Genomic DNA, 15569 nt, shown 5'->3' with positions numbered 1-15569 from the left:
GATGAATGCCGACCCGCAAACGGCAGTCGACGAGATTGCCCCCGACATCTACCGGCTCTCCACGTGGATTCCGGACATCACCGAGAACGGCTTCACGTTCAACCAGTTCCTCCTGACCGGCGATGAGCCGTTCCTCTTCCATTGCGGGCAGCGACAACTGTTCCCACTCGTCTCGGATGCCATCAGCCGGGTCATCCCACTGCCCACGCTGCGCTGGATCTCGTTCGGACACCTCGAAGCCGACGAGTGCGGCGCGATGAACCTCATGCTGGCCGCGGCACCGCATGCCGAGGTCGTGCACGGCGGGCTGGCTCTGATGCTGTCGTTGGTCGACATGTGCGACCGACCTCCCGTCCCCGCCCCTGACACGGCGCTGGACATCGGCGGGCACCGACTGAGATTCATTGCCACACCGCATGTCCCGCACAATTGGGAAGCGGGATTGTGGTTCGACGAGACGACCTCCACCCTGCTCGCCGGCGACCTCTTCACCCACACCGGACACTGCCCGGCACTGACCGAATCCGACTGCGTGGCCCCGGCGCTCGAGGCAGAGGCCATCTTCCACGCCACCGGGCTGACGACGAACCTCGCACCGACGCTCGAGCAACTCGCCGCGTTGAACCCCTCGACGCTTGCCCTCATGCACGGTTCGTCCTACGCCGGCGATGGTGCGGCTCAATTGCGAGCACTCGCCGAGGGGTATGCCGCGATGGCCGCCTAGAAGGGTGCGGGTTCATCCCATTCCTCTGCGGCGCGGGCCGTTTCGAGTTCGCGGTATCGGTGCCATTCTTCGCTGGCGATGCGTTCTTCGTTGACCATGCGGGCTTCGTTGATGAGTTGTTGGCGTTCTTGGGCGCGGGTGCGTTTGCGTTTGGGCATGCAGTGCCCGCGCCCGGGGGTGCGTGGTGGTTGTTCGGTGATTGTGGGTGTTCCGGTGGGTGTGGCCAGTTGTGGGTACCAGTGGGCGCCTTCGGGTTTGGTGATGTAGGTGTGTCCGGTGGGGGCGACCCAGACGACGGTGCCGTCGGGGTATTGGTGGTCGGTCCAGCCGTGGAACGTTTTGAGTAGGTGGTGGAACCGGCACAGGCATTTGAGGTCTGACGGGTGCGTCGGCCCGGCCGGGTACGGGACGGTGTGGTCGAGGTCGCAGGCTTGCGCGGGCCGGTCGCAGCCGGGGAATCGGCAGGTCAGGTCTCGGCAGCGCACGAACTCCGCCAGCTTGGCCGACGGACGGTAGCGGGGCTCGGCCGCATCCGGCGGAATCTCGACCTCGCGGATGGTCGCCCCCTCGGCGAGCCGGGCGACCTGCTCGGCGGGGATCTGCCCGTATCCGGGCAGGAACCCCGGGGCTTGGCCGGCGAGGGTTTTGGGGCCGGCGATCACGTAGATGACGGCGCGGGTGCCGACGGTCGCGGCCGGCGGTTCCCCCATGGCGGCCGCGGCGGCGGGGCAGTCCGGGTTGTCGCATTGGCAGGCCAGCCGCTGCCCGCGGGCGAGGGCGTCGATGGCGGCGGCGCGGCGCTGATCATGGGAGCGCGGATCGTTGCGGCACACACTCTTGGCGAGGTCGTCGATGGCGGCGTCGAGCACGGCGGCGGTCGCCGCGTCTATCGTGCCGCAGATGCTGGCCGCGCCGGGGCCGCAGGCGCGGATGTCGAGGTAGCGGGCCTGCGACGGGGGTTTGGGTTGGTGGACCCCGGCCTGGTCGGACGCGGCGATGATGGCGTCGATGCGTTGTTCCATTTTCGGTTTCGACAACCGGCCCCAGGCCACGATCTTGGCGGCCAGGTCGGCATCGACCTGCCCGGCGACGTCGTCGTCGATGATCAGGTCGGTGCGGGCGACGATCATGGCGACCATCACCGCATCGATCAGGCCGTTGGCGTAGATGGCCGCCACCTTCGGCAGGCGGGTGCGGAGCGTCACCGCCCGATCCACCTGGGCTTGGGCCCGCTTACGGGATATCCCCAACGCGGCGGCGACCTCGACGACCAGCCCGGCATAGCCGTCGATCGCCCAATACCGTTTCTCGATGTCGTCGTCGGGGGCCCGCAGCGCCCACAGGTCACCGATCGCCCCCAGGCGGCGGGCGCCGGCGGCGTTCTCTTGCCGGGTGGCCAGGGTGATCGCGTCGACCGCCGCGGCCGCGGCGTGGGGATCACCATTTGATTCGCTCATACGTTCGAATGTATACCTGCCCACCGACACGAATCGGGGGCCGCGGACGCGACCCATCGGCGACGGTTAGAGCAGCTAAATAGAAGGGCCGCAGCCAGATTGGACCCGGCCGGGCGCCGTGGGAACGACGGGAAGGGGATCGTCGACGGTTAGATCGACTAGCCACCCGACACACGCAGACGGCGCCGACGGGACGCGCCGCCGACCATCCCGGACCCGCGACAGTCAGGCGACCGACAGTGATTAGGCGACCTAACCGATGGGGATCGCGACGCGGCCCGGAGTGCGGAGCCCGGGCTGGGTGCGGTCGGGCGAGCGCTACCGATTAGCCGCCCTAACCGTCGAGGATCGCGGCACAGCCAACCGAGCCGGGCACGAGCCGGCACCAACTACCGAGCACACCTAACCGTCGAGGATCGCAGCGCGGATCGGACACCCGGGCAGCGCGAGTCGGGATGGGCACGGCCAGAACCACCGAGCCCACCTAACCGTCGACGATCCGTGCCCGGGTCGATGGACAGCGCGCCCGCCCGGCGACCCCGGCCGGGCCGGAACTCGCAGTGGACGCGGTAAGCGCGGCAAGTCTGCAAAACCCGGCGTGGACGCGTCGTCGCGCTACTAACGTCGCAGGTACACCCGCCGGACCGGCAAAGGAGTGCCCATGACAACCACCGCTCCCATCGACGTCCTGGTCATCGGCGCCGGGATCTCCGGAATCGGAATGGCGTACCACCTCAAGACTCTTCGCCCGGACACGTCGTTCGTGGTGCTCGAGGGACGAGACGCGATCGGTGGCACCTGGAGCCTGCACCAGTACCCGGGCATCCGCTCCGACTCGGATATGCCGACCTTCGGCTTCGGCTTCAAACCGTGGACGCACCGCAAGTCCATCGCGGACGGGCACATCATCCTCGACTACCTGCAGCAGACCGTCGAGGAGAACGACCTGGCCGGCCACATCCGGTTCGGTTACCACGTGGATTCGGCGAATTTCGATTCCCGGCAAGGGCTTTGGACCGTCTCGACCACCCACGACGGGCACACCGAGACGTTCACCTCACGCTTCCTGTTCCTGGGCACCGGGTACTACGACTACGAGAACCCGTACATCCCCGACTTCCCCGGCCGCGAGGATTTCGAGGGCCCGGTGATCCACCCCCAACTGTGGCCGAAAGACCTGGACTACACCGGCAAGAACGTCGTCGTCATCGGCAGCGGCGCGACGGCCGTCACGCTGATCCCGAACATGGCCGACAAGGCCGCGCACGTCACCATGCTGCAGCGGTCCCCGAGCTACGTGTTCTCGATACCGGCGTCCGACCCGATCGCCAACGTGCTCAACAAGGTGCTCGGCCACGAGCGGGCGTACAAGATCGTGCGGCGCAAGAACATCTCGCTGAACCGCGGAATGTTCAAGATGTGTATGCGCCACCCGAAGCTGATGCGAAAGCTGTTGATCGCCAACGTGGCTCGACAGCTGCCCAAGAATTTCGACGTCGACACGCACTTCACGCCCAGGTACAACCCGTGGCAGCAGCGCCTGGCCATGGTGCCCGACGGCGACCTGTTCAAGATGGTCTCGTCGGGCAAGGCGTCGATCGTCACCGACCACATCGAGCGGTTCACCAAGCACGGCATCCTCTTGAAGTCCGGCCAGGAACTGGCTGCCGACATCATCATCTCGGCGACCGGACTGAACATGGTCCCCTTCGGGAAGATCGCGCTGAGCGTCGACGGACACCTGCTGCATCTCCCGGACCTCACGGTCTACAAGGCCATGATGCTGTCCGGCGTGCCGAATTTCGCGTTCGCCGTCGGCTACACCAACATCGCCTGGACCTTGAAGGTCGATCTGGTGTGCGAGCACTTCTGCCGAATGCTCGACTACATGGACGAGCACGGCTACGCCAAGGTGGTCCCGATCCTCGAGGACGGGACCATGGAACGAGTTCCCTTGCTGGACATGACGTCCGGCTATGTCCAGCGGGCCGTCGCGAAGTTCCCGCGCGGCGGCACCTACGGCCCGTGGGCTTTCAAGCATGCCTACGAAATGGACCAAGAGCGGCTGCGCAACGGGCCCATCGAGGATCCCGCCCTCGTCTTCACGCCCGCCGCCGCACCACTGTCCGTGGTCTGACCGAAGGAGCGATCATGACAACCGACTTCGTATTCATCAGTCACGGTGAGCGTTGTGCCGCTTCGCATCTGACCGCCCGGAGTGACGCACTGACCGGAAAGAGCGGGCGGCCGTGCGTCGTCATGGCCCACGGCTTCGGCGGCACCCGCGACTCCGGCCTGATGCCGTTCGCCGAGCCTTTCGCCGCCGCCGGGATGGACGTGGTCGTATTCGACTATCGCGGCTTCGGCGATTCCGAAGGCGAACCACGCCAGTACATTTCAGTCAAGAAGCAGCGGCAGGACTACCACGCTGCCATCGACGCCGCGAGAAACCTGCCGGGCGTCGACCGCGATCGCATCGCGTTGTGGGGTACCTCGTATTCCGGCGGGCACGTCATCGCCGTCGCCGCCGAGGACCAGCGGGTGGCCGCCGTGGTGGCACTGTGTCCCGCGACCGACGGGCTGGCCGCGTTGGTGAAGGGGTACCAGGAGGGCGGCGTGGGGCCGCTGGCCCGTCTGGTCGCCCACGGGGTGCTCGATGCCGCGGGAGCGCGCCTCGGGCGCAAGCCGCACAACGTCGCCCTCACGGGGCCGCACGGCGCCACTGCTGTGCTGACCACTCCCGGCGCCGAAGAGGCTTACGTGGCCATGTCCGGCCCGACGTGGCGCAACGAATTCACCGCCCGCACGGTGCTGGAGATCGCGTTCAACCGGCCGACCGTCCACGCCAGTCAGTTGGAGTGCCCGCTGCTGGTGCAGGTCGGGACCAACGACCTCATCGCGCCGCCGGACGCCGCTCGCCGCGCCGCGAAGAAGGCGGGCTACCTGGCGCATCTGTGCGAATACCCCGCCGACCATTTCGATTTCTACGACGGGCCCTGCTTCGAGGCGGCCCTCGCCGACGAGCTGACGTTCCTGACCCGCGTGCTCGATCCGATCCGCTCGACCGACGTGCATTTGCGGTCGACCAACCCGCCGACACCCAAACTGGCGGTCAAACTGCCGTGGTGAACCCGTCCGCTTGGCATGATCAGCACCGAGTGTTGATCGAAAGGGCGGACTGAATGTTCGACAGGGTTGTTGCGACGACTCGCAACTGGCTGGAAGTTGCCCGCTACGGCGGACTGGAGACAGGCGAAGAGCCGTCGCCGTACGACATCGTCGCCCAGGGCCGCATCCACAAGCTCCGGCGGTACCGCACCACGGGTGAGGCAGGCCGTCCCCAGGTGCTACTGGTGCCGCCGCTGATGCTCACTGCCGACGTCTTCGACGTGTCACCGCAGGCCAGCGGCGTGCGCACCCTGATCGAGAACGGCGTCGACCCGTGGGTAATCGACTTCGGATCGCCGGAGAAGGAAGCCGGCGGCCTGGAGCGCAACCTGGCCGATCACGTGCTGGCGGTCGACGCCGCCATCGACGAGATGCGCGCCCTGACCGGCGGCGACGTCCACCTGGCCGGCTATTCGCAGGGCGGCATGTTCTGCTACCAGACCTCGGCGTACCGACGCAGCGAGGGCATCACCAGCGTCATCGCCTTCGGCAGCCCGGTAGACCTCAGCAAGATGGCCCCGTTCGGGGTGCCCGCGGACGTCGCCATTCCGGGCGCCGGGTTCATCATGGATAAGTTGCTGCGCGGGCGTGCACTGCCGGGCTGGGCCACCCGGACCGGATTCCAGCTGCTCGATCCGGTCAAAGCGGTGACGGGCCAGCTGCAGTTCCTCTTCGCGCTGCACGACCGCGACGCCCTGCTGCCCCGCGAGGGTCAGCGTCGCTACCTGATGAACGACGGCTGGGTGGCGTGGCCCGGCCCGGCCCTCAACGAATTCCTGCAGCAGTTCCTGGTCCACAACCGGATGCTGACGGGCGGTTTCAGCATCGCCGGCCGGCCGGTGACGCTGGCGGACATCACGTCGCCGATCCTGGCGTTCGTGGGCGAGGTCGACGAGATCGCGCCGCCAGATGCGGTCCGGGCGATCCAGGACGCGGCACCGCGGGCGGACATCTACGAAAAATCCTTGCATGCAGGTCATTTCGGCCTGGTCGTCGGCGGCAGCGCGACGAAGAACACGTGGCCGCTGGTGGCCGAATGGATGCGGTACGCCGACGGCAACGGTCCGTTGCCGGAGACCATCACCAAGATCGACGACACCACCAAGGCCGCCGAACCCGGTCCGGGAGATCAGGGCGAGGGCGTCCAGTTGCTGCTCGACGCCGGTCGCATGGTGGCCGGCTCGGTGGCCCGCTCGGTCGGCGACATCCGTGGCATGTTCGGCACGGTGTCGCAGCAGATGCCGCGTCTGGCCCGCATCCGCGGGCTCGACGCCGACACGCGAATTTCGTTGGCGCTCTTGTTCGATGAACAGGCCCAGCACGCCCCCAACGACGTCAGCTTCATGTACGAGGACCGCAGCTACACCTACGGCGAGAACAAGGTGCGCATCGACGCGGTGGTCCGCGGTCTGCTCGCCGCGGGCGTGCGTGCCGGTGAGCACGTCGGGGTGCTGATGGACACGCGCCCGTCGGCCCTGGCGGTGGTGACCGCGCTCAACCGCATCGGCGCGGTGGCCGTCATGCTGCGTCCCGGCGCCGATACCGCGCGCGAGGTCGAGCTCGGCAAGGTCAACCGCGTCATCGCCGACCCCGAACATTCCGAGGCCGACTTCGCCGGCCGCCCGCTGCACACGTTCCTGTTGGACACCCCGTACCTCAATCGGGACCGCACGCTGACGGCCCTGGAGATCGGCGAGACCAACGCCGTACGCATCCCCGACTGGTACCGCCCCAACCCGGGGCGCGCCGGTGAGCTCGCGTTCATCTTCTTCGGCGGCCCCGACGACGACCCGCGTCCCATCCGAGTCACCAACGGCCGCTTCGGTTTGTCGGCCTACGGCACCGCGACGTCGGCGACGCTGAACAACTCCGACACCGTCTACTGCATCAACCCGATCTACCACACCTCCGGCCTGCTGACCGGGATCGGCGGTGCCGTCGCCGGTGGTAGCCGACTGGCGATGGCCACCGATCTGGACCCGACGACGTTCTGGACGGAAGTCCGCCGGTACGGCGTGACCATCGTCTGCTACACGTGGGCGCAGCTGCGGCCGCTGGTCAACGCCGCCCCGCAGCCCGCCGAGCGCAACCACTCGGTGCGGCTGTTCGTGGGCTCCGGTATGCCGCGCGGCCTGTGGCGCCGGGTGCTGGACCGGTTCGCCCCGGCCGGCGTCCTCGACTTCTGGTCCACCAGCGAGGGCGAGGCCATCCTGGCCAACGTCAACCCGGCCAAGCCCGGGTCACTGGGCCGGCCGCTCCCGGGCAGCGCGACCGTCGAGGTCGTGCGGTGGGATCCCGAAGCGCAGCAGGTTGTTTCGGGCGCCGACGGCTACGCCATCCGCTGCGTCCCCGACGAGACCGGCCTGCTGCTGGTGAAGATCAGTTCCGCCACCACCGCGTCGGCGCCGCCCTTACGCAATCTGTTCGAGGCCGGCGACGCCTGGTTCTCCAGCGGCAGTCTGGTCAACCGGGACGCCGACGGCGACTACTGGCTGATCGACTCCGTCGACACCCAGATCCGCACCGCCGACGATGTGGTGGCGTCCCTGCCGATCACCGCGGCCCTCGGCAAGCTGCCGGCCGTCGACCTGGTGCACACCTTCGGCGTCGCCACCGACGACGCCGAAGTGGCGGTCGCGGCACTGTCCCTGGTGGACGGGCAGGACGTCTCCGCCGCCGACCTGGACGAGGCGCTCGCGAGCCTGCCTGCCGAGCAACGGCCCGCGTTCGTCCGCGTCGTCGACGAGGTACCGATGACGCCGTGGCACCGCCCGGTCGCCGGGCCGCTGCGCCGCGACCCGCTGCCCCCGCCCGGTCGCTACTTCACCCGGACAGACGACGGCAGTTACAAGGAAAGCTGACGCCACACTGACGGAGTCGTCAATACTCTTTCCATGAAGAAATCCGTTGCTGCAGTGCTGTTCCTGCTGGTGTCCGCGGCCGTGCCGGCCGTCGGCGCCCCGGCCGCACACGCCGATGTGTGCGGCAGCGTCGGCGGCCGCCACGTCAGTGCCGGTGGCTGCACGAACATCGCCGGCGGCGCGGCGGTGGCCGCGGCGGCTCCCGAGGACGCCGCCGCGCAGGCCGCCGCAGGCCGGCCGCCGTGCTACACCCCGGCCGGGGTCCCCTACTACACGCCGGGCGACTTGCCTTGTAACTGAGGCCCTTTAGGCTGGCGGCATGCACAAGTCACTGCAGCGTGCCGCCGTCATCGCCGCGGCCGCCTTGGCGCCCATGGCCATCACCGCCGCGATCGCTCCGGCCGTGAGCAATGCCGACTGCGACAACGGCACGTGGTGGGACCCGGTGCAGAACCGGTGCCAGGCCCCGCTGGTGCAGAACTGCCCAGGCGGCTGGTGGGACCCGAACATCAACAGCTGCCGGCCGCCCGTCTCGACGACGCCGCTCGACTGCCGCGACGGCGCGTGGTGGGACCCGATCAACAACATCTGCCGTCCGCCGCTGCTGCCGCAGTAGTCGCCTCAGACGAGGTAGTACAGCTCGTCGCCGCTGCGGACGCCACCGGGAACCAGCCGTGACTCCGCGTAGCGGACTGCCTTGAGCGTTGCCGAGAACTCCTTGTCCTCTTCGGGGAAGATGCGCTCGTCCGGGAACCACTCACGCAGCCCGACATTGCTGAGGAGGTCCAGGATGTCGGGCCGGACGCCGGCCAGCAGGACGGTGACGCCCAGCTCCGCCAGGTCATGCAGGAACCGCTCGACCCGCTCGATGCCGACCGCGTCGGGGTTGCGGGCCCGTTTGAGACGGAGCACGACGAACTGGGTGCCTTCGGCCTTGACCCGCTCGGTGAGTGCGTCCAGGGCGTGCTCGATTTCCGGTGCGGCACCGAAGAACAGCTCTCCTTCGATGTCGTAGATCAACACCGCCGGGTTGTCGGGTTCATCGCCGACCCGTTCCCGGACCACACGTTCGGGCGTGACCACCAACTCGGCGATCTTGAGCTTCGAGGCCCGCGGCACGAACAGCAGGATCGACAGCGCAACACCGAGCAGCACGGCCTTGTCCAGGTCGACGACCACGCCGGTGATCGCCGTGACGATCACCAGACCGGCGTCGTAGCGAGATGCTTTGACCGTGCGCACAAGTCGATGGAAGTCGACCAGACGCACTGCGGTCACGAGCAGCAGGCCGGCCAGTGCCGCCTTCGGGATGTAACTCAGCAGCGGCGCGAACAGCAGCAGTGCGCCGGCCACCGCCGCCGACGCGATGACGCCGGAGAACCGGGTGGCCGCGCCCGCCTGGAAGTTGATCGCCGACCGCGACAGCGAACCCGAACCGGGCAGGCTCTGGAAGAAGCCGCCGGTGAGGTTGGCCAGCCCCTCTGCCACGATCTGCCGGTTGTAGTCGATCTTCTGCTGCGTCTGGTGCGCAATGGCTTTCGCGATCGACAACGCCTCGATCAAGCCGATGAAAGCGACCGCCAACGCGCCCTCCGACAGGTGCGGCAGCCACTCCCAATGCACCACCGGAATGTGGAAGTCGGGCAGGCTGGCGGGAATCTTCCCGGTGATCGACACCGCGGTCTTACCCCCGTGGCCGGGTGTCGACCAGCCCGCGAAGTAGGCGATCAGCGCCGCGAGGACCAGCACGGCAAGCATGTCGAGCTGCGGCAAGCCGTAGCGCTGCACCAACTTTCGGAGCACGACGGCGGCGACGACAGCGGTGCCGCTCAGGACGACGGCTCGGTAATTGATCGCGTCGCCGTGGAACAGCGTGAGGTAGGTGCGGTACAGCACCTGCATGTTGCCGTTGCCCCGGTCCTTGACCCCGACCGCATTTCCCAACTGGCCCAAGGCAAGTAGGAACGCGGCTGCCGCCATGAACCCGACGATCACCGACTCCGATATGTAGCGGGTCAGGTCACCCAGTTTGAACACCGAGATCAGGATCTGAATGGTGCCCACCAGCACCCCGAGTACGAACAGCGCCTCGAACAGTTCGGTGCGGTTCTCCGGATCGATGAACGCCAATGAGCTGAACACCAACAGCGAGATGGCGCTGGTGGGTCCGTTGATCAGGTGTGACGACGAACCGAATATCGAAGCGACGAGCGTCACCACGATGGCGGAGAAGACGCCGTATTTGGGGTCGACACCCGCGATCAGGGCATAGGCCATGCCCTGCGGCAGCGCGATGGCGGCCACCGTCAGACCGGCGATGAGATCCCGCCGGGCGAGGGTGCGGTCGTAGTTGAGTTTCAGGTTCGAAAGCAGGCTCACGATCCCACCACCGTTCGCTGCGCAGGGATATGAATGGTGTCGACGATTCCGTTGTCGCCGAAGAACTTTTCGGCGGCGTCGTCCCAGTCCTTGGCGATCGCGGTCACCGGGAACAGCGCGATGTCCGGCAACTGAGCCCGATACCTGGCCTGGATCTGCGGGTTGATCGAGCGGTACCCGTACTTCGCGATGACGTCCTGGGCCGGGTCGGTGAACAGGTAGTTCAGGTAGGCCTTCGCGTAGGCCTCGGTCTTCTTGCCGGCCACGTTAGCATCGACCCAGGCCACCGCGGGTTCGGCCTTGATACTCACTGGGGGATACACGATCTGCAGCTCGCCGGGCGCCGCGGCCACCTCCCGGATGGCCTCGTTCTCCCACGTCAGGTGCACATCGCCGATCTTCTGCACGGCGAAGCTGGTGGCCGCGCCGCGCGCGCCCTCGTCGGCGACGGCGACGTGCTTGAACAACGCCGCCAGGTAGTCGTGGGCCGCTGCCTAGGTGCCGCCGCGAGTGGTCACCGATCCCCACCCGGCCAGCACACTGAGCTTGCCGTTGCCCGACGTCCGCGGGTCCGGGGTCACCACCGAGACATCGCCCTTCACCAGGTCGGGCCAGTCATGGATGTTCTTCGGGTTGTCCTTGCGAACCACGAACACGATGGTCGACGTATAGGGGACCGAGTTGTTGGGCAGCCGGTGCTGCCAGTCCTTGGCGATCAGCCCGCGCTTGGCCAGCTTGTCGACGTCACTGACCAAAGCCAGTGAGACCACACCGGCTTTCGACGTCCCGTCGATGACGTTGCGCGCCTGTCGGCCGGACCCGCCGTGCGACTGGCTGATGTCGACGGTGACGCCGGTCTGCTTGCGGTACTGCGCGACGAACTGCGGGTCCAGCGCGGCATACAGCTCGCGTGTCGGGTCATACGACACGTTCAGCAACGCATCCGGCGACGGACCGTGAATGTTCTTGAACCCGATCAGAACTCCGGCGACCGCGATGGCGACGACGCCGACCACACCGAGCGGGGATATGTGTTTTCTGCTCATCGCCACCTCTGTTCACTACGGAAGTTCGACGTTAGGCAGGAGGACGCGCCGGGGCAGCGGTCTGGATCAGCGCGATCAGATCTCCCGTAGCCTGATTGCCGATGAACCACACACGGCTCACCATGTCTGCCACCGCCGCGCTGGCGGTGGCACTGCTCGCCGGCTGCGACAGCACCACCACAGGAAGCCCGAAGTCGGGACTGCCCAGCGGGGAAACGTCCGCGGCGAGCACACCGACGCCGAGCGAGAAGGCGATCCGCCCGGTTCCCGTCAGCCCCATCCCGGTACCGAGCGCCGTGCCGCCGACCGCGCAGGCCCTCGCCCCGCAGAACGGCTACGTCTTCATTGCGACCAAGTCCGGCCAGACCCGGTGCCAGCTCAACGCGGCCGCCGTCGACTGCGAGTCGGACTTCGCCAACGCGCCGCAGGTGAACGGGGAGACCGCGCGCGGCGTACGGGTCACCGCCGACGGCAAATTGTCCTGGGGCCTGGGCAATCTCGGCGCCATCCCGACCGTGACGATCGACTACCAGACCTACTCGGCGGTGGGTTGGACGATCCTCGCCGGCGCCGAGGGCACACGCTTCACCAACGCCGGCACCGGCCACGGGATGTTCGTCTCGACGGCGGGCGTGAAGGCGTTCTGACTAGGCTGGGCGGCATGGACTTCCGGGTATTCGTCGAACCGCAGCAGGGTGCCACCTACGCCGACCAACTCGCCGTCGCGCAGGCCGCCGAAAGGTTCGGCTACTCAGCGTTTTTCCGATCCGACCACTACCTGGCCATGGCCGGCGACGGGCTGCCCGGGCCCACCGACTCGTGGGTGACGCTCGGCGGCATCGCCCGCGAGACCAGCACCATCCGGCTCGGCACCATGGTCACGTCGGCGACGTTCCGGTACCCCGGGCCGCTCGCCATCGCCGTCGCGCAGGTCGACGAAATGAGCGGTGGCCGTGTGGAATTGGGCCTCGGCGCCGGGTGGTTCGCCGAAGAGCACGAGGCCTACGCCATCCCGTTCCCGGCCCTGGGCGAACGCTTCGACCGGCTGGAAGAACAACTGCAGATCATCACGGGGTTCTGGGACACCCCGGTCGGCGAGCACTTCGACTTCGCGGGCAAGCACTACACCGTCAAGAACTCCCCGGCCCTGCCCAAGCCGGCGCAGGCCCACCCGCCGGTGATCATCGGTGGCGGCGGCGCCAAGCGGACCCCGGCGCTGGCCGCCAAGTTCGCTGCCGAATTCAACATCCCGTTCGTCGACATCGACACCCTGACCACTCAGTTCGGCCGGGTGCGGGCGGCCGTCGAGGCGGCCGGCCGGGCGCCCGAAAGCATCACGTACTCGGCGGCTTTCGTGCTGTGTGCGGGCAAAGATGAGGCGGAGATCGCCCGGCGGGCCGCCGCCATCGGCCGCGAGGTCGACGAGATGCGCGGCAACTCCCCCACCGTCGGCACGCCGGCCGAGATCGTCGACAAGCTGGCGCCGTTCATCGCGGCCGGCGTCGAGCGCATCTACCTGCAGGTGCTGGACATGGCCGATCTCGACCACATCGAGTTCTTCAGCACGGAAGTCATTCCACAGCTACGCTGACCGGCCATGACCGAGCGGCCGTGGCATGAGCGCACCCCTCATCTCGTGGGTGCCAGCATCGCGGCGCTCGCGGCCATCGCGTTGCTGTACTTCGCCGGGGCATGGGTGACGCGGCACTACAACCAGCCGCAGCCGCCGCCGGTGCCCGTCATCGTGACTGACCCGGTCCACTCGTCGACCACGACGCTCACCACGACCGCGCCGACATCAACCAGCTACTCGTCGGTGACGCCGTCGACCACGGACATCGACGTGCCGCTCACCCCGGAGACGACGGACACGACCGACACGACGTCCGCGCCGAGGGGCGACAGCACGACCACCAGCCGGACCCCGACGACGTCGTCGTCGATCACCCAGTCCCGGCGCACCCACCCGCCGGGGCCGCGCCCGCACTAGTGCGTGAAGAACTCGATCATCAGCACCTGGAGCTCACCGACGCAGCCACCGAGGATGGCGCCGATGGCGACCATCAGCGGCTCGTCGTCCTTGAACACCGGCCGCAGAATCGACTCGTACTCCTCGTTGGTGAGCTGATTCATCTTCTCGATGATCGTCTTTTCCAGATCGATCTTGCTCATGGCGTAGTCCTGCGCGTCCAGCAGCGTGGCCGGCAGCCTCTCGACGACGAGATCGACGACGCGGTCTTTCAGCGCGTTGTACTTCGACGTGCCCACGGCGAACTTCACGACGGTGCCGGTCCACCCGCCGATCTCGTTGTCGATGGCGGCCTCGACCTCCCGCGCGATCATGGCGAACAGCTTGTCGGCGCCGGGACCTTTGAGGATGCCGTCGAAGAGGATGTCGGGCGCGAACAGGTCCTCGGAGAGGATGCGCGCGTAGTCGGCGGTGATCTTCTCGCGCTGGGCGTGCAGCAGTCCCTGGAACTTGATGAAGCCCAGGTACTTGGTCGGCTTGATGGGCCGGAACAGCATGTTGAGCGCGATGTAGTCGCTGATCAGACCGATACCGAAGCCGAAGGCCGGCATGATCCACGGCAGCTTGAAGATGGCCCAGACGAACATCTGCGCGGTACCGATGATCAGGCCGAAGTAGATGCCGCTGCGCCGGACGAACGCCATGGCGTCGTCGGACAGGCCGCGCATCAGCTTGTTGAGCTTCTCCTTGTTGCGCACCAGCGTGGTGACCGCGAGGAACTGCAGGTCGACGAACCGGCTGAGGTCCGACTGCATCTCGTTCAGCATCTTCTCGGTGATGCGCGGCGCCTGGGCGTGGATGCGGTTGAGGATCGCCTGGCGGCCCGCCTCGGGCAGGGAATCCCACAGCCCCGGACGGATCTCCTCGGCGACGTCGCGGGCGATGTCGTTGATCGATGCCGACAGCGGTTCGCGCAGCACCTCGACTGCCTCTTTGGCGTCGATCCGCGACAGCAGTTCCTCGGGTTTGAGCAGATTCGCGGTGAGCAGCTCGATCGTGGTCGAGCCGACCTTGCCGGCCCGCCGCGGGATGATGCCCTGCCAGCCGATGGGACCGATGCCCTTGAACTCAAGCGGCCGGTAGATCATCTCCATCGCGACGATCTTGGTGCTCCAGCCGACGAAGGCGGCCACCAGCGGCATGGAGAAGTAGATGACCCAGTGCGCGCGGAAGTCGAGAAGGATCTCGGTCAAGGACATCAGCGCCACCCGTTCTGGTCGTCCTCCGCGGTGGCGGCGGCCCACAGCGATCGGCCCAGCGGCGACAGCGTCAACGTCAGCTTCTCCACCTTGGCGGGCAGCGGACCCTTCGACGCGGCCTTGATCGCGTTGAGGACGATGGTCTCAGCCATCAACACCTCGTACTCGGTTTTCAGCGCAGAATCCTCCGGACCGATCTCCACGAGGCGCAGCGCCAGCAAATGCCCGACGTACTGCGGCGTCATCTGTGGGAGCGCGACGTTGGCGGTCCGGCCGACCAGTGCCGCGTTCTCCAGGACCGCCTTCCGGGTCCGGTCGTACACGTTGACCAAGGGTGAGACGGAGCCGTCGGACAGCGCGCCGACGATGCGGGCCTCGTCGGCCACCAACTGATCGAGCAGATGGTGGTACAGCTCGGTCTGGCTGCCCGCGGTGTTCTGGTCGAGCGCCCGGTTGAGCAGCTGGCTCATCTTGGAGTTGAGCGTCTCGTCGCCGGCGGCCGGTTTCGGCGCGTCGGCGGCGGCGACGACGTCGTCGGCACCGTCCTCGGGTTCCAGTTCGTTGAGGCCTTTGCGCAGGGCGCCGACGATCTGCTGCTCGGTCCAGCTGTAGACGTCCAGACCGAGTCGAGCGGCGTCCACCGCGCGTCCTACCAGGCCGAAGGGATCAAACGATTGAGCCACCCGCAAACGGTAGCCGCGCGGGG

General features: G+C 67.4%; 13 protein-coding genes and 1 pseudogene. 9 read left to right on the top strand and 5 right to left on the bottom strand.

The genetic code is table 11. The features are described from left to right. The first annotated feature begins 1 nt into the window (after nt 1). Nucleotides 2–724, top strand: coding sequence for an oxygen-binding di-iron domain-containing protein (locus ACZ5IQ_RS02055; protein WP_406775143.1), 723 nt, complete (start codon nt 2–4; stop codon nt 722–724). Here the strand turns inward: ACZ5IQ_RS02055 and ACZ5IQ_RS02050 are convergent. After that, nucleotides 721–2181 (bottom strand): HNH endonuclease signature motif containing protein, encoded by a 1461-nt coding sequence (locus ACZ5IQ_RS02050; protein WP_406775144.1) that lies wholly within the window; start codon nt 2179–2181, stop codon nt 721–723. The two genes, ACZ5IQ_RS02055 and ACZ5IQ_RS02050, sit on opposite strands and share 4 nt — an antisense overlap. Before the next feature lie 661 nt (nt 2182–2842). Between ACZ5IQ_RS02050 and ACZ5IQ_RS02045 the strand changes: the two genes are divergently transcribed. Genes ACZ5IQ_RS02045 through ACZ5IQ_RS02025 form a run of 5 tightly spaced genes read left to right on the top strand, consistent with a single transcriptional unit; the run spans nt 2843 to nt 8826 of the window. After that, nucleotides 2843–4318 (top strand): flavin-containing monooxygenase, encoded by a 1476-nt coding sequence (locus ACZ5IQ_RS02045; protein ID WP_464480723.1) that lies wholly within the window; start codon nt 2843–2845, stop codon nt 4316–4318. A 14-nt stretch (nt 4319–4332) separates the two neighbouring features. Next, on the top strand, nt 4333–5310 hold the full coding sequence (locus tag ACZ5IQ_RS02040) for an alpha/beta hydrolase (protein ID WP_464480722.1): 978 nt from the start codon (nt 4333–4335) through the stop codon (nt 5308–5310). A gap of 53 nt (nt 5311–5363) precedes the next feature. Beyond that, a complete protein-coding gene (locus ACZ5IQ_RS02035) occupies nt 5364–8210 on the top strand; it encodes an alpha/beta fold hydrolase (protein ID WP_464480721.1) in 2847 nt (948 codons plus the stop codon). Between the two features lie 33 nt (nt 8211–8243). After that, entirely contained in the window at nt 8244–8510 is a 267-nt protein-coding gene (locus ACZ5IQ_RS02030; protein ID WP_167838060.1) for a hypothetical protein, read from the top strand. A 19-nt stretch (nt 8511–8529) separates the two neighbouring features. Beyond that, a complete protein-coding gene (locus ACZ5IQ_RS02025; protein WP_020103971.1) occupies nt 8530–8826 on the top strand; it encodes a hypothetical protein in 297 nt (98 codons plus the stop codon). Between the two features lie 5 nt (nt 8827–8831). Here ACZ5IQ_RS02025 and ACZ5IQ_RS02020 read toward each other — a convergent pair whose 3' ends face one another. Then, the gene (locus ACZ5IQ_RS02020; RefSeq protein ID WP_464480720.1) at nt 8832–10589 is read right to left on the bottom strand and encodes a SulP family inorganic anion transporter; all 1758 of its coding nucleotides are present in this window, start codon (nt 10587–10589) and stop codon (nt 8832–8834) included. Continuing rightward, nucleotides 10586–11635, bottom strand: a pseudogene (locus ACZ5IQ_RS02015) (sulfate ABC transporter substrate-binding protein). Before ACZ5IQ_RS02015 ends, ACZ5IQ_RS02020 begins: the two are co-directional and overlap by 4 nt. Nucleotides 11636–11736: 101 nt before the next feature. Between ACZ5IQ_RS02015 and ACZ5IQ_RS02010 the strand changes: the two are divergent. Genes ACZ5IQ_RS02010 through ACZ5IQ_RS02000 form a run of 3 tightly spaced genes read left to right on the top strand, consistent with a single transcriptional unit; the run spans nt 11737 to nt 13625 of the window. Beyond that, entirely contained in the window at nt 11737–12282 is a 546-nt protein-coding gene (locus ACZ5IQ_RS02010) for a hypothetical protein (RefSeq protein WP_138247790.1), read from the top strand. 14 nt (nt 12283–12296) lie between these two features. Continuing rightward, nucleotides 12297–13226, top strand: a complete 930-nt coding sequence (locus tag ACZ5IQ_RS02005) for an LLM class F420-dependent oxidoreductase (RefSeq protein ID WP_464480719.1) — start codon at nt 12297–12299, stop codon at nt 13224–13226. A gap of 6 nt (nt 13227–13232) precedes the next feature. Beyond that, entirely contained in the window at nt 13233–13625 is a 393-nt protein-coding gene (locus ACZ5IQ_RS02000) for a hypothetical protein (RefSeq protein ID WP_464480718.1), read from the top strand. Here the strand turns inward: ACZ5IQ_RS02000 and ACZ5IQ_RS01995 are convergent. Both ACZ5IQ_RS01995 and ACZ5IQ_RS01990 read right to left on the bottom strand, forming a co-directional pair. Beyond that, nucleotides 13622–14863: a DUF445 domain-containing protein gene (locus tag ACZ5IQ_RS01995; protein ID WP_464480717.1), complete on the bottom strand. Its 1242-nt coding sequence runs from the start codon at nt 14861–14863 to the stop codon at nt 13622–13624. The genes ACZ5IQ_RS02000 and ACZ5IQ_RS01995 overlap by 4 nt on opposite strands. Next, nucleotides 14863–15546: an Abi-alpha family protein gene (locus tag ACZ5IQ_RS01990; protein WP_138247786.1), complete on the bottom strand. Its 684-nt coding sequence runs from the start codon at nt 15544–15546 to the stop codon at nt 14863–14865. The genes ACZ5IQ_RS01995 and ACZ5IQ_RS01990 overlap by 1 nt, the downstream gene beginning before the upstream one ends. Between the last annotated feature and the right edge of the window lie 23 nt (nt 15547–15569).

Source organism: Mycobacterium toneyamaense, assembly GCF_055384815.1.
The sequence above is the reverse complement of the archived record's forward strand: the minus strand, read 5'-3'. Positions and strand labels throughout refer to the sequence as shown.